General features: G+C 62.8%; 11 protein-coding genes. 6 read left to right on the top strand and 5 right to left on the bottom strand.

Annotated elements, in window-relative coordinates:
* Positions 1 to 29: 29 nt before the first annotated feature.
* Positions 30 to 1376, bottom strand: coding sequence for a condensation domain-containing protein (locus L904_RS16325; protein WP_020811038.1), 1347 nt, complete (start codon positions 1374 to 1376; stop codon positions 30 to 32).
* A 60-nt stretch (positions 1377 to 1436) separates the two neighbouring features.
* Positions 1437 to 5867: an amino acid adenylation domain-containing protein gene (locus L904_RS16320; protein ID WP_031234039.1), complete on the bottom strand. Its 4431-nt coding sequence runs from the start codon at positions 5865 to 5867 to the stop codon at positions 1437 to 1439.
* A 99-nt stretch (positions 5868 to 5966) separates the two neighbouring features.
* On the opposite strand from L904_RS16320, the gene L904_RS27825 reads away from it, so the two are divergent.
* From L904_RS27825 to L904_RS16290, 6 genes are all read left to right on the top strand, one after another.
* On the top strand, positions 5967 to 7142 hold the full coding sequence (locus L904_RS27825; RefSeq protein WP_020811040.1) for an isochorismate synthase MenF: 1176 nt from the start codon (positions 5967 to 5969) through the stop codon (positions 7140 to 7142).
* Positions 7143 to 7160: 18 nt separating this feature from the next.
* Complete coding sequence (locus L904_RS16310; protein ID WP_020811041.1) at positions 7161 to 8786, top strand: (2,3-dihydroxybenzoyl)adenylate synthase; 1626 nt, start codon at positions 7161 to 7163, stop codon at positions 8784 to 8786.
* Positions 8787 to 8881: 95 nt separating this feature from the next.
* Positions 8882 to 9751, top strand: a complete 870-nt coding sequence (locus tag L904_RS16305; protein ID WP_020811042.1) for an isochorismatase — start codon at positions 8882 to 8884, stop codon at positions 9749 to 9751.
* 13 nt (positions 9752 to 9764) lie between these two features.
* Positions 9765 to 10520, top strand: a complete 756-nt coding sequence (gene dhbA / locus L904_RS16300; RefSeq protein WP_020811043.1) for a 2,3-dihydro-2,3-dihydroxybenzoate dehydrogenase — start codon at positions 9765 to 9767, stop codon at positions 10518 to 10520.
* A gap of 84 nt (positions 10521 to 10604) precedes the next feature.
* Complete coding sequence (locus L904_RS16295) at positions 10605 to 11318, top strand: 4'-phosphopantetheinyl transferase (protein ID WP_020811044.1); 714 nt, start codon at positions 10605 to 10607, stop codon at positions 11316 to 11318.
* A gap of 127 nt (positions 11319 to 11445) precedes the next feature.
* Entirely contained in the window at positions 11446 to 13359 is a 1914-nt protein-coding gene (locus L904_RS16290; protein WP_020811045.1) for a PhoX family phosphatase, read from the top strand.
* Positions 13360 to 13597: 238 nt separating this feature from the next.
* Here the strand turns inward: L904_RS16290 and L904_RS16285 are convergent, their stop codons facing one another.
* The 3 genes from L904_RS16285 to L904_RS16275 form a co-directional block, all read right to left on the bottom strand.
* Complete coding sequence (locus tag L904_RS16285; RefSeq protein WP_035260440.1) at positions 13598 to 14902, bottom strand: HlyD family type I secretion periplasmic adaptor subunit; 1305 nt, start codon at positions 14900 to 14902, stop codon at positions 13598 to 13600.
* A 2-nt stretch (positions 14903 to 14904) separates the two neighbouring features.
* Positions 14905 to 16656, bottom strand: a complete 1752-nt coding sequence (locus L904_RS16280) for a type I secretion system permease/ATPase (protein WP_059762598.1) — start codon at positions 16654 to 16656, stop codon at positions 14905 to 14907.
* 106 nt (positions 16657 to 16762) lie between these two features.
* Positions 16763 to 20947 (bottom strand): calcium-binding protein (locus tag L904_RS16275; protein ID WP_156428579.1); only part of this gene is annotated, 4185 nt, incomplete at its 5' end.

Genomic DNA, 20947 nt, shown 5'->3' with positions numbered 1-20947 from the left:
GTATCGGGTAAGCGTTATCGGCCTTCCCCTCAAACCGCCAGACGGAATGCCGTGGACGCCTCAGCCGCCGCAAGCGTCAGCGCCTCTTCGCGTAGCATGGCATTGAGGAACAATGGCAACTCCTCGCGGTAACGGGCGAAATCCTCCGCTTGCGTCAGCGCTGAATCCGCATCGATATGCAGGTTCAGCTCGCTGCCGTCATCCTCGCCACGGAAGGTCAGGTTGAACCCGTCGCCGGGACCGTTGGCGAGGATGTGCCTGACAACGGTAAGCCCGGCAAAGACCGGCGCGCTGAAAGGCAGGACATTGATGAGCGGCGAGAAGAAGAAGCGCCGGCCCTTCGGGATTTCCCGGTCGGCGGCGATCTGCTCGATGCGGTAGCGGCCATGCAGGCGCTGCTTTCGCAGATTGGCGGCGTTGCGCGTCAGAAATGCGCCGAGGCTCTCTCCCGGCTCGATGGTGAGATGGAAGGGCAAAATATTGACGAGCATGGCCGGCATATGCGCGCCGACGCTGCCCCAGCGGCTCATGAAGGGCAGCCACAAGGTCAGCACATCGCGGTCCGGCCGCGGCAGGACACGGTGGAGATAAAGGCCGGAAAGCAGCACCAGAAGGTCCGGCCAGCCGATCTCCATTGCGCCCGCCACCTGTTGCAACCGCGTGCTGAAACCCTGCGGCAAGGCCGCGTCCGTATGCAGGCCGCCGCCGCCATAATCCTCGCAATCCTTGTCCAGCACCGGCAGATCGGCGGGTGCGGCAAGATAGGCCGCCCAGAAATCGCGGTCCTTTTCAAAACGCCGGCTTTGCTTATAGGCATCCTCTTCGGCAAGGAAATCGCCGAAGGGGTGGAAATCCGGACCCGCTTCACCTTTGCCGCAATAGTGCCCGTAAAGCTGGCCGCAGCGCTGCTCAACCAGCGTCAGGCCATAACCATCCACGACGATATGATGGGCGCGGATGTACCAGAGATAGCGATCGTCGGCGATACGGTAGAGCAGCTGCGCCGAAAGCCTGTCGGTTCTGAGATCGAGCCTTGCTTCCACATCCGCGTTCATGCGCCGCAGCGCCTCTTCCAGAGGAGCGGAATCGCCACGGAGATCGACAAGCTCCACCACCGGGGCATGGCTTGGATCGCAGCATTGCTGCGGCGTCTCGCCGTCGTCGCCGATGCGAAAACGGATCGACAGGACTTCGGATTCGCGCACGGTGCGTTTGATCGCCTCGATGAGCGCGCTTTCATTCACCGCACCCGAAAGATCGATGTAATGGGCGACGGTGGAAACCGGCTCGTCGGGATGGAAGGAAAACTCCTCCCAGAAATCGAGTTGCGGCTGCGTCAGTGGAAGCCAGCCGCCGGCAGGATCGATATGCGCCATCTGTTTTTCCTTGCACAATTTCCGTTATCGGGCGCGAAGTGCCGCCCGAAATGATTGGGTTCACGCCGCCCGGGCGGCCAGGAGCGAAGTCACCTGTCTGGCGTTGCGGCACCGCAAAAGCTGCTGCGGTGTGAGCTCCACGCCGAAGGCAGTGCGGATTTCAGCCGAGACGGTTTTCAGATGCGAAGGCAGAAGACCGAGCGCCAGCAGGTCGCTGTTCGCATCCACATTCGCCGGTTTTTTACCCAGCACGCCGAGATAGATATCCAGCACCCGGCGGTCGCCCTGATCGACGGCGGGAGCCGCAGGGGCGGAGATTTTTGCCGGTTCCGCAGCACCGGTCAGCAATTCGCGGGCGCGACGGCGATCCGGCTTGCCATTGGCCGAGAGCGGCAGATCGTCGACCTTGAGAAACCGGCCGGGCACATGCGATTCCGGCAGATGCTGGCGGGCAAAATTGCGCAGATCGGCGGTCGAGAGTTCAAGGCCCGGCGCAACGACGTACAGCACGCCGATGGCCGCCTCGCCCTTTTGTTCGACGCCGTAATCCACCACCAGAACCCGCTGGATGGAAGGATGGCGGATAAGCTCGTTTTCCACATCCGGCAGCGAAACGCGCACGCCGCGCACCTTGACGTAACCATTGACGCGGCTGGCAAACATGATCTTGCCATCCGGCCGGTAACGGCCCCGGTCTCCGGTGCGGAAGGCGCGCACGGGGTTTCCTTCCGGATCGGCAACCGTCACGAAATCCGTCTGGGTAATCGCGCCATCTTCTAGATAACCGATGGCGACATTCACGCCGGCCGTATGGATGCGGCCGACGACACCGGCCGGGCAATGGCCGCCCTGATCGTTGAGGACGAAATATCGATTGGCGGGCAGCGGGTGGCCATAGGGCACGGCCGCCACATCTTCGGCAACGATCTCGTGCCAGATGCTCCAGATCGTCGTTTCAGTCGGCCCGCCAAGCGATATCAGCCGCAGGCCGGGCTTCAATCTGCGAAGCTCTTCGATGATCATCGGCTTGATGTAATCGCCGCCCTGCGCGACGAGCCGCAGCGAGGCAAGCTGGTCGCCACGGCGGCAGGAGAGAAGCATTTCGAGGATGGCCGGCACCGAGCACCAGAGCGTAACGCCATGCTCGGCCACCAGCTCGTTCCAGCGCACCGCATCCTTTTCCTCGCCCGGTTCCGGCAGCACCAGGGTCGCTCCCGCGACGAGCGCGCCGAAAACATCGAAGACGGACATGTCGTGATGCAGCGGTGTGACGGAGATGAACACGTCGCTATCCGTCACCGCCCATTCCGCAAGCGTGCTGCCAATGACATTGGCCGTAGCGCGATTGGAAAGCACGACGCATTTCGGTTTGCCTGTCGTGCCGGACGTGTAGAGATAATAGGCAGGCTCCTCGCTTCGGGAGAGCGCCGCCACCTCCGCCATGATAACGGGTGCGCCAACCGTTGCGGGCGCGGACAGAAGCGCCGCCGGATCGACAGCGTCGAAACCCTGCGGAACGCTGCGGGCAACGATGACGGCCGGGCGGCAATTGGTCAGCAGATAGCGCAGGCGATCTTCCGGCGAGCCGGCATCGACCGGCACCCAGACAGCCCCCATCAGCGCTGCGGCGAGCGTGATGGCCGTATGTTCCGGGCTGCGCGGCAGGCACACGGCCACGACATCGCCCCGGCCGATGCCGCGCGCCCTGAGGCCCGCCATCGCCCTTGCCACCATCTGACTGAGTTCGCCATAGGCGATGCGCCGCTTGCCGCTGACGAGCGCCGTGCGTGACGGGTCGCCCTCGAAAAGATGGCCGGCGATCCGTTCCAGAAATGGCGGGCAGACGAAGTTTCCTTCGTCGCCGTTCAGCCGGTAGTGGGACAGGTCGACAATATCGCGTGCGTTGAAGGAGAAAGCGCCTCTATCCGCGATCCCGACAATCGCACGCTCGATGGCGGCGAGAATATCCGCCACCGTCGCCGCATCGATCGCCTGCTCGGCATAGTCGATATCGAGCACGAGATCGCCCTGCGGATTCTGCGAAAAGCGGAAATCCAGCGCCACTTGCGGCGTCTGGGTAAGCCCGCCGGTCCATTGCATCGTCGATTCGGACGAAAGCGTCGGCCAGGTCAGACCGTTGGTGATCACCACCGGCAAGGCGAGCCCACCCGGATTGGCATTGAGAAGCACACGATTGAGATCGATACCCGAAAAGGCGAGATGGTTCAGCCCTTCCAGCACATCCGTCTGGAGGCCTGCCGCCCGCTCCGCAAAGCTATTCTTGGCCGCATCCCATTGAAGGGCGATGAAGCTGGAGTGGTTGGCGAAGGCGCCTTCCACCTGCGGCGCGACGGGAATGCCGACGACGAGCGCGCCTTCGTTGAGCCAGAGCGAGAGCACATCGAGAATAACGGCCGTCAGCGCCGAATTCTTGAACAGCCGCTCTTTCGCACCGATGCGTGAAAAGGCCGTGAAACGCTGTTTTTCGACAGTCAGGCTCTGGCGGCTGTAACGCGAGGTCGGAATGGTTTCGAGCGGTGCTTTCCACGGCAGTTGCGAGGGCACCTCGGCATCTTTCAACTTTTCAGCCCAATAGGCGGCATCCCCGGCACGGGCCGCCGAGATATCCTCCTTCGGCGTTTCGGCCGTTGCGGCGGCTTCCGGCGGCACGGCACCATCGAAGAGTTCCGCCGCGAGGCTGGCAATGGCCCGCCCATCAAGGATAAGCGCGTCGAAACGCAGGAAGACCACGATCTTATGCCCCGTCGGCCCTGCATCCGGCATAAGAAACACCGTGACCTGCCATGGCGAGACTGCGAGATCGAAATGTGCATGGGAGAAATCCCGTCGCACCGCGTAGATCCTTGCCTCGGCTTGCGGAAGAGACAGGGCCGAAAGATCGACGAGATCGAGATTGATCTTCGGCTCATCGGAGACCATCTGCACCAGCCGTCGCTCATCGATGCGGGTGCGCAGGCTTTCATGTCTCGCAACCATCGCGGCAAGCCGCGAGCGCAGCAGTTCCGGGTCGATATCGCCGCGATATTCGCGAAACTCCTGCATGGCCACGCCGCTCAGCGGCAGATGGGTGCCGCGCCCGAGCAGATAGGCCTGTTGCAGGGGTGAGAGGGGACGTTCCATGGGTTTTCCTTTTGCCTCGGCTGCCGTTTCCGGCCGCTGCGCGACCAATCGCTCCACGCTTTCGCAAGCGAGATCGGGGCTTTCGGCAATCCGGCGAAGAAGAGCGACGTAGGTTTCGAACAAGGCGCGCAGCCAGCGTTCCCGCAGCGCATCGAGCCGCACATCCCAGTTGATCAGCAGACCGCCATCCACCGCCGCCACCTGCGCATCCAGCGCCACCCCCGGCCCCTGCGAGACGGTGTGGACCATCGGACCGAACACTCGCCCCACCCGTTCCGAAAACAGCTCCCCACCCGGAAGATCGACTCCTGCGGTGAAAACCACCGGTGAGGTCTGCAATCCACCGCGCTGGCGGGAGAGATCGCGCATGACGCTGACGCCCGGATAGGACTGGTGTGCGAGAAGCCCGTTCATCTCATCGAACAGCCTGCCGAGCAGCGCCTCGAGCGTTTCTTCAGGCCTGATATCGACGCCGAGCACGAGCACGTTGGAAAACTCGCCGACGATTTCATCGACCCCTTGCACCAGCGGCGCGCGCCAGAAACCCGGCACGGAAAGCCGGAATTTTTCCGCGCCCGACGCCTGCGACAGCGCCAGTGCGAAAACACCGAGCAGAAGGGTCGATGTCGTCACGGAAAAACGACGCGCCGTCTGTTCCAGACTGCCGCGCTCGGCCACAGAAAGCAGCGTGGCGAGCCGGTCCGTGTGAACGGCGCGCAAGGGGTCATCGGACAGAAACGGCAGCGGCGGCGCGTCCGGAACATCGGCAAGCCGTTGCCGCCACCACAGGCGGTCCCTTTCGCGCAAGCCCCGCAAGTCCGGATCGGACATGAGACGTTCCGCCCAGTCGAAAAACGACGGGGTCACCGATTCGAAAGTCCGGGTTTCGTCTGCGCCTGACGCCGTCTCGTAAAAACGGGCAAGGTCTTCCATCACGATCCGCACACTGGCCGGATCGACGGCCAGCATGTCCGTGTCCACATGCAGACGGCAACGCCCCCCCGGCAACAGGCTGAGCGAGATCGCCGCCGGTGCGGCAACGCGAAGATCGGCCCGGCGATGGCTCCATTCCTCGCGTTTCGCCTCAAGACGGCGTGCAAGCGCCTCCGAATCGAGCGCGGCCATGTCCTCTACATCGAGGCGGAGCGGCCGGCCGGCAGGATCGACGGACTGATGGCCTTCAACATCGATCCTGAGGCTCAGCATGGGGTGACGCCGGCAGAGCCTTTCCACGGCAACGGCCAGTTTTTCCGTATCCACCGCCTGCCCGTCGAATTCGAGGTAGAGATGCGGCGTAACTTTCCCGAGTATTCCATCCGCCTCGCGGCCGACCAAATAGGCCACCTGCATGGGGGTTAAATTTAGCATGTGAATTTGAACCGGTTGACAAAACATGATTAGCATACTCAAGTATAAGCCATCGTCAACCACTCGCACAGGAGGCATCCCATGAAAACGGGAGCACTCAGGACGAATGACGTCGAATCCGACGAAATTACTGAATTTAATAGAGAATTTCTGTTTACTTCCGGCAGCGGGCAATTGCGCGCCAAGGGCATTCGCGAAAAGATAGCGATTCCCGCCCGGGGCGGCGAAGACATTGCCAGCCCGCTGCAGCAGGCACTGGCCGGCGCCTTCGAGTGTGCGCAGCGGGAGGGACAGGAGAACCCCATCGCCATCGGCGCTATCCCCTTCGATGTCAGCGAACCTTCATGCCTGTATATTCCATACAACTATGAATGGAATTCCAAGGATGCGGAACCGATCGTCGCCGATTCGGCCATGCCCGCACTTGTCGGCCAGAACAGCCTGCCGGACGAGAGCGGTTTCAAGCATGCCGTCGAACATGCCATCGTCAATTTCCGCCATTCCGAAGTCCGCAAGGCGGTGCTTTCCGTCATGCGTGAACTGACTTTCGCCTCCGAGGTCAATGTCGAAAGATTGCTGGCGAGCCTCGCCAAACAGAACCGCGAAGGTTACCAGTTCCGCATTCCGCTGCCCGATGGCGGCGACCTGATCGGCGTCAGCCCGGAACTTCTGATTTGCAAGCAGGGCGAGAAAATCACCTCGAACCCGCTGGCGGGATCGGCAAAACGCGTGGTCGATCCGGCGGCGGACAAGGCCAATGCGGATCGGCTCTCGGCTTCGGAAAAAGACCATTACGAGCATAGCCTCGTCATCGAGGATATCCGCTCGCTGCTTTCGCCGGTCTGCGCGGAACTCGATGTTCCCGAAAAACCCTCCCTCATCAACACGGCGGCGCTCTGGCATCTTTCGACCCGCATCGAAGGCCGTCTCGCCGATCCGGAAACCAATGCGCTGCAGCTTGCCTGCCTGCTGCACCCGACGCCAGCCGTCTGCGGCTTCCCCACCGAGCGCGCCCATCGCCTCATCCGCTTCGTCGAGCCTTTCGAGCGCGGCCTCTTCACCGGCATGGTCGGCTGGACGGATTCGCAAGGGAATGGCGAATGGGTGGTGACGATCCGTTGCGGCACCGTGCAGCGGGAAACCGTGCGGCTCTTCGCCGGCGCGGGCATCGTGGAGGCCTCGGAGCCCGAAGCCGAATGGGCCGAGGTGCAGACCAAGCTCAAGACCATGCTGAACGCCTGCGGTCTTGCGGCCTAATTTTTCCAGGGACAAACCATGACAATCGAATTCCAACGCTGGCCCGAGGATTTCGTTCGCCGATACCGCGAACGCGGCTACTGGATCGACCGGCCGCTGAGCGGCATTCTCGCCGAACAGGTGGAGCGCCGGCCGGACGCCACAGCGCTGATCTGCGGCGACCGTCGTTTCAGCTATGCCGATCTCGACCGGCAATCCTCCAATCTGGCCGGACATCTCTCCGCCGCAGGCATCGGCCGGGGTGATACGGCGCTGGTGCAATTGCCGAACATAGCCGAGTTCTATCTCGTCTTTTTCGCGCTCATCAAAATCGGCGCCGCCCCCGTCAACGCGCTTTTCAGCCATCGCCGGCTGGAAATGACATCCTATGCGGAGCAGATCGCGCCGAAGCTGGTGATCGCCTCGCGCAGGCACGAGCTTTTCGCCGATGACGCATTTGTGGAGGCGCTGAAGGCGGCCTCTCCAAAGCTTGCCGTGACCCTGCTGCTCGGCGAAACCGATCCGCAGCGCAGCCTGGAACAGAAGCTGGCGGCCCCGGCCGAAAATCCACCGGCTTACGCCCCTTCCGCCGCCGATGAGGTGGCGCTGTTCCAGCTTTCCGGCGGCAGCACCGGAACGCCGAAACTGATCCCCCGGACGCATAACGACTACGACTACAGCGCCCGGGCCAGCGCGGATATTTGCGAACTTTCGCCGCAGACCCGTTTCCTATGCGCCATTCCGGTGGCGCATAATTACCCGATGAGTTCGCCCGGCGCGCTCGGTGTGTTCCACGCCGGCGGTGCCGTGGTCATGGCCGCCAATCCGGAGCCGCTTGCCTGCTTCGATCTGATCGAAAAACACGGCGTCGACATTGTGCCGCTGGTGCCGCCGGCGGTGGCGCTATGGCTGCAGGCGGCTCCCGCCCATCGCGAACGGCTGAAGTCGCTCAAGCTCCTGCAGGTCGGCGGCGCAAGCTTCGCCGAAGCGCTCGCCCGCCAGGTGCCGGAGGTGCTGGGCTGCGACCTGCAGCAGGTGTTCGGCATGGCGGAAGGTCTGGTGAACTACACCCGCTTCGGTGACCCCGACCATATCGTCTTCACCACGCAAGGCCGGCCGATCAGCCCGGACGACGAAATCCGCATCGTTGACGAGGACGGCAACGACGTGCCCGAGGGCGAAGCCGGCATGCTGGCGACCCGTGGCCCCTATACGTTCCGGGGCTATTACCGCGCGCCCGAACACAGCGCCCGGGTCTTCGACAAGGACGGCTTCTATTATTCCGGCGATGTCGTGCAGCGCACGCCCGAAGGTTATCTGCGGGTCGTTGGCCGGGTGAAGGACCAGATCAATCGCGGCGGCGAAAAGGTCGCTTCGGAAGAGGTGGAAAACCTGATCCTTCGGCATCCGGACGTCACCCATGCGGCGCTGGTGGCGATGCAGGACGAACTTCTCGGCGAAAAAAGCTGCGTCTTCGTCGTATCCCGCAATCCCGCGCTTAAGGCGCCGGCGATCCGCCAGCATCTCGCCGGTCTTGGCGTCGCGGATTACAAGCTGCCGGACCGCGTGCGCTTCATCGAGGCCATGCCGCTCACCGCCGTCGGCAAGATCGACAAGAAGCGCCTTCGCGATTTGTTGACAGCCCCCGTCGCCATCAGCGCCTGACACGCAGCGCCAACCGAAAGGGACGCTCAAAAGGGCGTCCCCATTCCAAAGATTACGCGCCGCCCGAGCCGGCGCAGCAAAAAACCGAGGTCATCATGACGATCCCCACCATTTCCGACTATCCGATGCCGGTCGCCGCGAGCTTTCCGGCCAACAAGACAAAGTGGCAGCCCGATGCGAAACGCGCCGTGCTTCTCATCCACGACATGCAGCGTTATTTCCTGCGGTTCTACCAGGCCGACGGCAAGCTGATGACCACCCTCATCGACAATCTCGCCAAGGCGAAGGCATGGGCCGTGCAGAACGGTGTGCCCGTCATCTATACCGCCCAGCCGCATAACCAGCCGCCCGGCGACCGCGCGCTGCTGAACGACATGTGGGGACCGGGGCTCACCGTCGTTGATCCCGAATTGCAGAAGGTGGTCGACAAGCTCGCGCCGACGCCCGACGACGTGGTTTTGACCAAATGGCGCTACAGCGCCTTCCAGCGTTCCGACCTTGCCGAGCGCATGAAAGGCTGGGGCCGCGACCAGATCATCGTCGGTGGCGTTTACGCCCATATCGGCTGCATGATGACGGCGGTGGAAGCCTTCATGAAGGATATTCAGCCCTTCATGATCGGTGACGGCGTCGCCGATTTTTCCGAGGCCGAACACCGCATGGCGCTGCAATATGTGGCGACGCGTTGCGGCGTGGTGATCGACACCGCAAGCCTTGTCGGCGCAAGCGAGGCCACCGGCACCCGCGAATGGCTGAAAGCCCGCGTCCTGCAGATGGTGGAGGATGAAAGCGACATCGACCCCGATGAAAACCTGATCTTCTACGGGCTGGATTCGCTGCAGGTGATGAAGCTCGCCGGCGAATTGAAGGAGCGCGGTGTCACCGTCGGCTTCGATGAGCTGGCCCGTGTGCCAACACTTTCCGCCTGGTGGACGCTGATCGAAGAAAAGCGGCTCGCAGCCTGAGCGGACGGACAAGATGACGCAACAGAGATTTACCGGACGGCGCGTGCTGGTGACGGGCACGGCCCAGGGCATCGGCCGCCGCATCGCCGAACGTTTCATCGAGGAAGGGGCCGAGGTCATCGGCGTCGACCTTCTGGCTGACACGGTGGAGGCCCCCTTCCGCCAGATCGCGCTCGACATCACCGACGCGGCGGCAGTGGAGACGACCAGCAAGGCGATCGAGAGCGAATGGGGCGGGCTCGATATTCTGGTCAATGCCGCCGGCATTTTACGGCTCGGCGACAGCGAGAGCCTGACGCCGGCGGACTGGAAAGCCTGCATGGATGTCAACGCCGCCGGGCCGTTCTATATGCTGCGGCAATGGAGCAGCACCTTCAAGCGGCAGAGGCGAGGCGCTATCGTCAATGTCGGCTCCAACGCAGCCGTTGTGCCGCGCATCGGCATGATGGCCTATTGCGCTTCCAAGGCGGCGCTGGTCAGCCTCAGCCATTGCGCCGCCCTTGAGCTTGCGCCCTATGGCGTGCGCTGCAATGTCGTCTCCCCCGGCTCCACCGATACGCCGATGCTTGCCGGCATGTTGAGCGATCCTTCCGGCAAGGACCGGCTGGTCGCCGGCCTGCCCGAGCAGTTCAAGCTCGGCATTCCGCTCGGCAAGATCGCGAGGCCGGACGATATCGCCGATACGGTGCTGTTCCTCGCCTCCGATCAGGCAGGCCATGTGACGATGCAGCAGATCGTCGTCGATGGCGGCGCAACGCTTGCGGCCTGAACGGGAGCGGGAGGGCGAAAAGCGTGAGCGGTTTCGCCATCCCGCTCACATCATGATCTAGGCTGCTGGATGAAGGTGACGGACATGGCCATTGCAACGGCGTTTCATCGCAAAGCCGTCTCCGGCGATCCACCGGAGGCCATCTGGCCTTGGCCGGACGACAGCTACGATTGCCATTGCGTCACCCTTCGTTACAGCGCCGATGAGGGTTGCGGCGGCGAGGTCCCTCCCTTGCCGCCGCAGCTTTTACGCGCCCTGCCCAGACGCAAGGCGGAATTCATCGCCGGGCGCAGATGCGCGGCCGAGGCCATCCGCCGCCTCACCGGCCGCTCCACCTTTCCCGGCATGGGTGAGGACCGCGCGCCCCTCTGGCCCGAAGGCGTGATCGGCGCGATTTCCCACAGCCACGAGCGGGCGATTGCCCTTGCCGGCTCTTCCGGGCGGTTCCGCGGCATCGGCATCGATATTGAAAGGCTCCTGACCGAGGAGGAGGCCTGCGATATCGCCACGCAGGCCCTGACGGCGAATGAACGCCACAGCCTCGGCAACGCCATAGACCCCTTCATGACCGGTCTGATTTTTTCGGCCAAGGAAAGCCTGTTCAAGGCGCTTTATCCGACAGTGAAACGGTTTTTCTTTTTCGAGGCGGCGGAATTATCCGGCTTCGACGACAACGGCTCGGCCTCGCTGCGGCTGACCGCCGACATAGGCGGCGAATGGCGCAGAGGAACGGAGATCCCCTTCCGTTTCTGCCGCTTTGACGGCTTTCTCGTCACCCGCATCCTGATCGGGCGCTGACGAAAAAAGCGGCCCCGGCGCAGGGAAAATGACCGTCGATACTGCTCTTTCCGTCATCCGCATGAAATATTGGGACGGTAGGCACCTTGCTGGAATGATTCCAAACAAGCAACGGTGGAGACAGACTATGACCGACATCGATACGAGCAAATTGTCCTGGGACGAGTGGGACGAACTGCAGAACCCGCCGCCGGCCGAAACCGATTTCGACTGCGTTGTCGAAACCGCGATTTCCCGCCGCGGCTTTCTGGGCGGCGTGCTTGCCTTCGGTTCGGCCGCGGCCGCCATGGGCACGCTCGGCAACCTGATGAGCAGCACTTCGGCCGAAGCGCAGGAAGCCGCCATCGGCCGTTTCCCCTTCAAGCCGGTTGCCGCCGCCACCGACAACACCATCCATGTCCCGGAAGGTTATAACTGGAAACCGCTGGCGAAATGGGGCCAGCCGCTGTTCTCCAACGTTCCCGATCTCGACCCCGCCAAGGGCGTCAGCGTTGAAAACTCCGACAAGGTCTTCGGTGAAAACACCGACGGCATGGAACTCTTTGTGGTCGGCAGCCACCAGCTGATCGCCGTCAACCATGAATATGTGAACCCCGAAATCAACCTTCCGCACACTGACAAGGGCAACCCGAAGACGGCCGACGACGTGAAAATCCTGCAGAACATGCAGGGCGTCACCGTCATGGAAGTCGCGGAAGACAAGGACGGCTGGAAGATCGTTCTCGACAGCCCCTTCAACCGCCGTATCCACCACAATACGCCGATGAAGCTTTCCGGCCCGGCCGCCGGTTCCGACCTCGTCAAGACTGCCGCTGACCCGAAGGGCATCGACTGTCTCGGGACCTTCAACAATTGCGGCGCCGGCCGCACGCCCTGGGGCACCTACCTCACCTGCGAAGAAAATTTCAACGGCTATTTCGGCACCACCGACGCCGCCTTCAAGCTGCCTGACGATTACAAGCGTTATGGCATCGTCGCCGAGACCCGTTATGCCTATGAGAAATTCGACGCGCGTTTCGACGTTGCCAAGAACCCCAACGAGCCGCGCCGCGCAGGCTACGTGGTCGAGATCGATCCTTCGGATGCCTCCTCCACCCCGATCAAGCGCACTGCGCTTGGCCGCATCAAGCACGAAAACGCCGCCGTGGTGATCGCCCGTGACGGCCGTGTGGTCGTTTACATGGGTGACGACGAGCGTGGCGAGTTCCTCTATAAATTCGTCTCCAACGGCATTTACGTGCCGGGCGGCGACACCTCGAAGCTGCTCGACGAAGGCACGCTTTACGTCGCGAAATTCTCCGATGACGGCGCCGGCGAATGGCTCGCCCTGACGCCTGAAACCACTGGCATGAAAATCGACGAAATCTGCGTCTTCACCCGTCAGGCCGCTTCCAAGGTCGGTGCAACAACCATGGACCGCCCGGAATGGGTCGCCATCAACCCGGTCGCCATCGAAGCCTATTGCGCGCTGACCAACAACAGCCGCCGCGGCGAAATGAAGGACGGCAAGCTGCGCGCCAATGCCGGCGGCGACGCCATGGCAATCAACGCCGCCAACCCGCGCGAAAAGAACGAATACGGCCAGATCGTGCGCTGGTATCCGGAAAACGACGACCATGCGGACGGCAAGTTCAAGTGGGACCTGTTCTGCATGGCCGGCAACCCTTCCGTCCACAAGGACGCCTATGCGGGTTCTTCGAACATCAACGAAGGCAACATGTTCAACTCGCCTGACGGCATGATGTTCGATAGCACCGGTCTGCTCTGGATCCAGACCGATGGCGAGGACACCAATGAAGGCAACTTCGCCGGCCAGGGCAACAACCAGATGCTGGCGGGCGACCCGGCCACCGGCCGCATCGAGCGTTTCCTCACCGCGCCGAAGGGTTCCGAAGTCACCGGCCAGACATGGTCCGGCGACAAGCGCACCCACTTCGTCGGCATCCAGCACCCCGACGCCCCCTTCCCGGATGGCGAAGGCAAACTGCCGCGCTCGGCCCTCATCGCCATCAAGCGCGATGACAATGTGAAGATCGGCTGACATATGCTGAAACGAACCGGGCCGCGGCAAACCCGCGGTTCGGTACAATAAATGGAAACGCCGTGCGACCCCAAGGACGCACGGCGTTTTCTTTTGCGACAATCGGACGGCTGCTTCAAACGCCGTTATGGCCTCTATGTGATCCATTTCGGCCTGCCCTGAACCACAGGGCGGGCCTCGGTAACCGGCAAGCTGGCTTTCCCCTTCGCCGGCTATAAGTCCCGACGCGGGAAAGCCCTCAAACCTCGCGGAAGCTGCGGTTGGCCTGATCCAGCAGCGGTTTGAGGAAATAGGAAAGCACGCTTCTTTCGCCTGTCGTGATAAAGGCTTCCACCGGCATGCCGGGCATGAGACTGAATTCGCCCAGCCGCTTTATCTGCTCCGGCGAGGTGGCAACGCGCACCACGTAATAGCTGGCGCCTGTTTTTTGATCCACCGTCACGTCAGCCGAAATGCGCTCCACCGTTCCGGTGATTTCCGGCGTCGTTTTCTGATTGAAGGCGGAAAAGCGCAGGTTGGTCGCCTGACCGAAGTAGATCTGGTCGATATCCTGCGGCGCGACCTTGGCCTCCACCACCAGCTTGTCGACTTCAGGCACGATCATCATGATCTGCTCGCCCGGCGCCACGACGCCGCCGACGGTGTGCACTGAAAGCTGATGCACGACGCCATTCTGCGGTGCGAGAATATCGACACGTTTCAACTGGTCTTCGGCCGCCACCCGTCGCTCGACATATTCGCCGATGCGGGCATCCATTTCACGCATATCCGTGCCAACCTCCTCCGACCATTGCTCGTCGATCTGAAGGATCTGCAATGCGGTTTCGCTGATCTTCGCCTCAACCCCGGCAATGCCCGCCATCAGCCGGCCGATATCGCCTTCGACATCCGTCGCCTGACGCTCCAGCGCGCTGAGCCGGCTTTTTTCCATCAAGCCTCTTTCATGCAGGGAGCGAAAGCGGATCAGCTCCTCATCCACCATGCCCTGCTCGCGGAAATTCGCCGCGCGCTCGGCTTCCATGCCGGCGATCTCATCGCGAAGCTGCTGCACACGCTGTTCGAGCTGGCGTTTTTTGCTTTCGCGAACAGCCCTGCGGGTTTCGAAAAGACGCTGTTCTGCGTCCAGCATCGCGACGATCTCGGCATCGCCGCTCCGGTCGAGCAAGACCTGCGGGAACACCACCTTGCCGGCCCGGTCGCGCTCACTCTCCAGCCGCGCCTTACGGGCGATGAATTGATCGAGGCTTTTGACGATGATGGCCAGATTGGCCCGCGTCATCGTCGCATCGATGCGCATGACGACATCCCCGGCCTTCACCCGGTCGCCATCGCGCACCATCAATTCGCTGACGACGCCGCCGACCGGATGCTGGACCTTTTTCAGGCTGGTTTCCACCACCAGCGAACCCTGCGCGATGACCGCGCCGACGATCTCGGTGCCAACCGCCCAGCCGCCAAGCAGGCCCGTCAGCGTGAGAAAGCCGAGCCCGCCAACGAGAAGGTGGCTGCGGATCGAACGTTTGAGTGTCTGCCATTCGTCCATCTTCATGCCTTTCCTGTTTCCACGGCCTGCACGACCTTGAGGGCGCCCGCCGCGCCGCCGACCGGCCGCAGCACCTTGGCGAGAACCTCCTCCTTCGGACCGAAAGCCTGCTGGCGGCCATCGGCGAGCATCAGCACCTTGTCCACGGCCAGAAGCGCGCTCGGACGGTGGGCGATGATGACGGCCACGCCGCCGCGCTCGCGAATGCCGAGGATCGCCGCCGTCAGCGCATCCTCACCTTCGGAATCGAGGTTGGAATTCGGCTCGTCGAGCACGACGAGGAAGGGGTCGCCATAGAGCGCCCGCGCAAGGGCGATCCTCTGCTTTTGCCCCGCCGATAATTGCCGCCCCGTCTCGCCCACTTCGGTGGAATAACCATCCGGCAGGCTGACGACGAGATCGTGAATGCGCGCCGCGCGCGCCGCCGCGATGATCTTGTCCGAACTCGCCTGCCGGTCGAAGGAGGCGATGTTTTCGGCAATGGTGCCGTCCAGCAATTCGATCGCCTGCGGCATATAACCGATGTGGCGCGCCAGCGCCTCGGCCGGCCATTGCTCCAACGTCGCACCGTCCAGCCGGACGGAGCCTTTGAGCGGCCGCCACAGGCCGACAAGCAGGCGCGCCAGCGAACTCTTGCCGGAACCGCTCGCCCCGATCACGCCAAGGCCGCTGCCGGCCGAAAGCGTGAAGGCGATATCCTGCAGAACCGGCTCCGCCGTCTCCGGCGGAATGGCGCTGACGCGCTCGACCGACAGCAGCGCCTGCGGCGCGGGCAGGTCCATGCGCATCGCGGCCTCCGGCAGCAGCGTCAAAGTTTTTTCAAGCCGGCGGCGGCTTTGCCGGGCGGCGATGAAACCTTTCCAGTTGGCGATGGCGAGATCGACCGGCGCAAGCGCCCGCGCCGACAGGATGGAGCCGGCGATGATGATGCCGGGCGTCGCCTGCTCGTTAATGACCAACCAGGCCCCGACGGCCAGAATGCCGGATTGCAGAACCATGCGCAGCACTTTGCTCGCCACGCCGAAGCCGGAAGCGATATCGCTTGCGGAGCGCTGCTCACGCACATAAGCGCGATTGTCCGTCTGCCAGCGATCCCGTAGCGGCGCGCCCATGCCCATGACGGCGATGATATCGGCGTTGCGGCGGGTGGCTTCGATCAGCCTGTTGCGCCGGGAAGCATGTTGTGCGGCCTCTTCCACGGGACGCTTGGAGACCAGCTCCGTCATCAGCGTGAACACGGTGAGGACGGCGGCCCCGGCAAGCGCCGTGACGCCGAGCCAGAAATGAAAAGCGAAACAGATGGCGATGTAAAAAGGCAGCCAGGGCAGATCGAACAGCGCGGTCGGCCCGCTTCCCGACAGGAAGGAGCGGATCGTGTCGAGATCGCGTAGCGGCTGCGCCTGGCGGCCGCTCACCGGCATGCGCAGTTGCAGGCCGATCACCGCATCGTAAACCCGGAAGGACAAAAGCTGATCGAGCCGATCGGCGATGCGCACCAGCAAACGCCCGCGCACCGCATCGAAAAGCCCCTGAAACGCATAAAGCACCACCACGATGGCGAACAGCGCCACCAGTGTCGGCAGGCTGCGGCTCGGCAGGACGCGGTCATAGACCTCCATCATGAACAGCGAGCCGGTGAGATAAAGAATATTGACCAGAGCGCTCATCAGGCCGATGCCGATGAAAGCACCGGCGCAGCCGGCGAAAACGCCTTTGATCTGGCGAGCATTATTATTGGCGGAACGATAACGCATTTTACTATCCGTTGAGATCGTGGCGGCGGCAACCGGCGATGACACGCCCGTGACAACCACCCGCGAACGAGAAAAAGGCGCATCCCGGAGGATGCGCCTTCATGGTTCAGGCGAAGCGGAAGTCGTCGATGACGAACTGCTCGGTCTTCACGCCATCGAAGGTGACGGTCGAGCCGTCCTTGAAGGCGATCTGCGCGCCGTTTTCACCGTCGGTGAAGGCGCCGGAGGCGATCAGCGACTGATAGTCGGCAAAGACATCCTTGGAGAGCATGACGACATCCTTGCCGTCTGCGCCGGCCTGGAAGTCCGTCACCACATCCCGGCCGGTGCCGGCCGTAAAGACGAAGGTATCCGCGCCGCTGCCGCCGGTCAGCACATCGTTGCCCGAGCCGCCGGCCAGCACGTCGTTGCCAGACCCGCCGCTCAGCTCGTCATTGCCCGCGCCGCCGTAAAGCAGGTCATTGCCAGCGCCGCCCATCAGCACGTCGTTGCCGGCGCCGCCGTCAACATCGTCATTGCCTTCGCCGGCGATAACCCGGTCATTGCCGGCGCCGGCATCCACCATGTCATTGCCGCCGCCGGCGGACAGCCGGTCATCGCCGGCGCCGCCGTCGATCATATCCTTGCCGCCGGTTGCGATCAGCACGTCATCGCCATCGCCGCCTTCGACAATGTTATATTCGGTATAACCATCCACGGTGACGGTGGTGGTACCGGTCGATTCACCGCCATTGGCGTCGCGCACGAGATAGGTGAGCGAGACGGTCGCCTGCTGATCGTCTTCCAGCTTTGCAAAGGCCGAAGAGGGATCGACCACGAGTTTGCCGTCGACCACGGAGAAGGCTGCCGCCGCCTGCTCCTTCGTCAAAGCGAGACCGGCCACGGCCGTCACCGCGAAGCCGACCAGCGTCAGACGGTCGCCCTCGATATCGGTGTCATTGGCCACGAGATCGAAGACGCCGCGATCCTTTTCTCCCACGCGAACCGCATCGGCGACCGTAACCGGCGCGTCGTTGACCGGCTTGATGGTGACGGTGACGGTGCTCTCCGTCACCCCGCCCTTGCCATCGGAAACGACAACGGTGAAGCTGCCGGTTCCGTTGACATTTTCCTTGGGCGTATAGGTCCATGCGCCGGTTTCCGCGTCGATCCGGGCGGCGCCGTTGACGGCATCGCCCTTCAGGGCAAAGGTGAGCCTGTCGCCGTCAATATCGGTGGCGACGAGCTTGCCGCTGACGGCCTTGTCCTCATCCGTTACGACAGCGACCGACGCGACCACGGGCGCATCGTTGACCGGCTTGACCGTGAAGGCGGCCGTCGCTTCGCTGGAGCCGCCGCGGCCATCGGCGATACTGTAGCGGAAGCTCGCCTCGCCGTTAAAATCGGCCGAAAGCGTGAAGCGGATGCCGTTTTCCTCCAGCACCGCCGTGCCGCCGACCGGCGCTGAGACGCCGGTGACCGTCAGGCCGTCGAGATCGGCGTCGCGGTCGTTACCGAGCAGGGTGGCGAAGGAGATGACGAAGGACGGCGCGTCCTCGTTCACCGCCGCCAGCCGGTCATTCGCTGCCGCCGGGCCGCGATTGACGAGAGCCTTGACGATGTCGTCGCGGTTCAAAACCTTGCCATCTGCGAAAGACAGCCTTTCGATGCCGCCATCGGCGAGCTGATTGCGCAAAGTCAGCTTCTCGCCATCCGCCAGCTCGATTTCCACGGACTGGCCGTATTTGCGCAGCACCACCTCGCTTCTGGCGATATCGTGCAGCGACAGCCGGTCAACCGCGCCGGAGGCCGAGGCGGTTTCCAGGATCTCGTCGGAACCGTCGCCGCATCCATAACGATATCTGTCCGAACCATCGCCGCCGATCAAGAGGTCATTGCCCTTGCCGCCCTCGATGAAATCGTCGCCGAAGCCGCCGGAGATCATATCGTTGCCGGCATCGCCCCACAGTTCGTCATTGCCGGCGCCGCCGGACAACGCGTCATTGCCCGTACCGCCCGAGAGCGCATCGTCACCCTCGCCGCCATCCAGACGGTCGTTGCCGCCGAAACCCTGAAGCTCGTCATTGCCGCCGTGGCCGACAATCATATCGTCCGCGGCAGTGCCGGCCAGAAGGTCGTGGCCGGGCGTGCCGGTGATCTCGCTCGCGTCCGGTATCGTCACCGCCTTGCCGCCCGGCAAGGTTACCAGAACATCGTCAAAGGCGACGCCCTGACCGGCGCGCCAGTTATAGAGGCCGAAGGTGCCCTTGCCCGGACCGTCGATGCCGATCGCCTTGGTGAACAGGGCCTCGCCATTCAGCCAGACCTGCAGACGATCATCCACCATATCGGCACGCAGCGTATTCGCAGCCGCAACCTTGTAGACGGCAGGCCCCTGCCAGAGGGTCTGTTCGATACCGTCCTTCATCGAAAACAGCTGCGACAGGCCGGTGCGGTTGTCCAACTCGAACTTGATGTAGTTTCCATCGTTACGGTAATGCAGCAGAAGACCCACCGCGCCGGACTGCGTCGTGAAGCCGGTCTGAACGGAATAGTCGCTCCACTCGTCGGAACCCGCGCCCTCGTAAAGTGCGTAGGTTCCCTTGCGCAGGGCATAGATGCCGTCACCCAGTGCGCTCCAGCTGAGGTTCCATTCAGCCGTCGGCGCGGTATCGCCATTGCCGCCGAGTTCACGGCTGTAGCGGTTGGCGCTCTGCACAAGGGCGCCGTTGACGACGGCCCACTTTGCGGCAGCGCCCAGCTCTCCTTCATCCACGAAGCGGAAGTTTGCCGCCTTGCCATCGGCGAAAGAGGTGCTGAGAAGGACATTCTTCGCGGCGATGATTTCGACCGTGACGGTATCGGATGCCTTGCGGCCGGCATCGGTCATATCGACGCGAACCAGATGCGTGCCCTGGCTTAGCTCAACGCGGCTCTTTGCGCCATCGGCGAGCTTTACGCCCTGTTCAGACCAGACGAATCGCGCCGCCTCGCTTGCACCGATTTTTGCCGATGCAACGAGGTCGACGGCGACCTTGCCATCGCCATCGCTGTCGACCAGCCGTATCGAACGGCCGGCATCGACGGCGAATGCACCCTTCTCGACAAAAATATCGTCAAAGAAGACCTGCTTGGTTTGATTGGCCCAGAGACCGATGCTTCCGCCCGCAAGCGGCGAGGCCTTGTCTTCAACGACGCCGCCGAACAGAACCTCGCCGTCGAGCGATGCAAAAAGACGGCCGCCATCGATTGCCAGTTTCACCACGCCATCGCGGTCGAAGGGCGCACCGGCCTGCTCGCTCGCCAGCACCGTTCTCACGCCATCGCGCATCTTGACAAGCTCGCGCCTGTTCGATGCGATGTCGAAGGACAGCAGGTAGTAATTATTTGCGTCGGTGTAATAGGCAACCAGACCGAAAGGCTTGTTGTCTTCCGACAGGATCGTCGCCGATACCGTATATCCGCTCCAGCCGCGCGAGCCTTCACCCTGCCACAGCTTGATGCCGTCCGCATCGCGATAGGCGCGCAGAGCGCCTTCCGGTGCGGCGATGGTCGCATTTGCCTGAGCCTGCCTGCCCGTCGCCGAGCCGACGACCTGCCATTTCGCACCGGCATCGGACCAGCCATTCGCATTGCCATCGTCGAAATTGTCGTGAAGCAGCGTGGCGGAGGTCTTGACGGCGATCTTGACGTCGTCGGTGCTGACGACGCCCTTGTCGGAGCGTGCAACGAGCGTCATCCGGTGGACACCGCCGCCGAGTTCGACCTCGACATTGGTTCCGCGACCGACGATCTCGCCATTTTCATTCAGCCACTCGACGCTGGCAATCTGGCCGAGCTTGTCGATATTGGCCGCGACGAGCTTGATCTTTTGCAGGCCGGTCGCCGCCGTCACGGTCTGGTCGTTGCCGGCGCGGGCGACGAACTGAATGTCCGGCTTTCCGAGATGGACGCCGGTGATGGTTTCCTGATGCTCGCGATAGGCTCCCGTCAGCTGAACGGAGGATTCCGTTCCGATCTTCTGGGACAAGGACCCCGAGCCGAAGCTTGGCGCGAAGGTGCCGTTGGAAAAATCGAACTGAACCATGTTGACGCCGGAAAGCGTGGACTGGAACGGCCCCTTGGGCGTGACGGTTCCAAGTGCCGCCACTTCGGCGGAAGACAGCGTTTTTTCGAGAAACGCCACGGAAGACAGCGAGAAGGGCGCCGTTTCCTTGTCGTTATCGGCAAACAGCAGGAAGCCGGCCGAACCGATATCATAGGTCGCGCCGACGGGCTGGCTGCCCATCAGCTTGCCGTCGGCATATTTGTG

This window comes from Agrobacterium sp. LY4, from assembly GCF_001526585.1.
Lineage (GTDB): Bacteria > Pseudomonadota > Alphaproteobacteria > Rhizobiales > Rhizobiaceae > Agrobacterium > Agrobacterium leguminum.
The sequence above is the reverse complement of the archived record's forward strand: the minus strand, read 5'-3'. Positions and strand labels throughout refer to the sequence as shown.

Excerpts from the sequence above, each read along its gene's own strand:
- L904_RS16325 (WP_020811038.1), bottom strand. The coding sequence starts at position 1,376 with ATGGCGCATATCGATCCTGCCGGCGGCTGGCTTCCACTGACGCAGCCG.
- L904_RS27825 (WP_020811040.1), top strand. The coding sequence starts at position 5,967 with ATGAAAACGGGAGCACTCAGGACGAATGACGTCGAATCCGACGAAATT.
- L904_RS16290 (WP_020811045.1), top strand. The coding sequence starts at position 11,446 with ATGACCGACATCGATACGAGCAAATTGTCCTGGGACGAGTGGGACGAA.
- L904_RS16295 (WP_020811044.1), top strand. The coding sequence starts at position 10,605 with ATGGCCATTGCAACGGCGTTTCATCGCAAAGCCGTCTCCGGCGATCCA.
- dhbA (WP_020811043.1), top strand. The coding sequence starts at position 9,765 with ATGACGCAACAGAGATTTACCGGACGGCGCGTGCTGGTGACGGGCACG.
- L904_RS16285 (WP_035260440.1), bottom strand. The coding sequence starts at position 14,902 with ATGGACGAATGGCAGACACTCAAACGTTCGATCCGCAGCCACCTTCTC.
- L904_RS16280 (WP_059762598.1), bottom strand. The coding sequence starts at position 16,656 with ATGCGTTATCGTTCCGCCAATAATAATGCTCGCCAGATCAAAGGCGTT.
- L904_RS16310 (WP_020811041.1), top strand. The coding sequence starts at position 7,161 with ATGACAATCGAATTCCAACGCTGGCCCGAGGATTTCGTTCGCCGATAC.
- L904_RS16320 (WP_031234039.1), bottom strand. The coding sequence starts at position 5,867 with ATGCAGGTGGCCTATTTGGTCGGCCGCGAGGCGGATGGAATACTCGGG.
- L904_RS16305 (WP_020811042.1), top strand. The coding sequence starts at position 8,882 with ATGACGATCCCCACCATTTCCGACTATCCGATGCCGGTCGCCGCGAGC.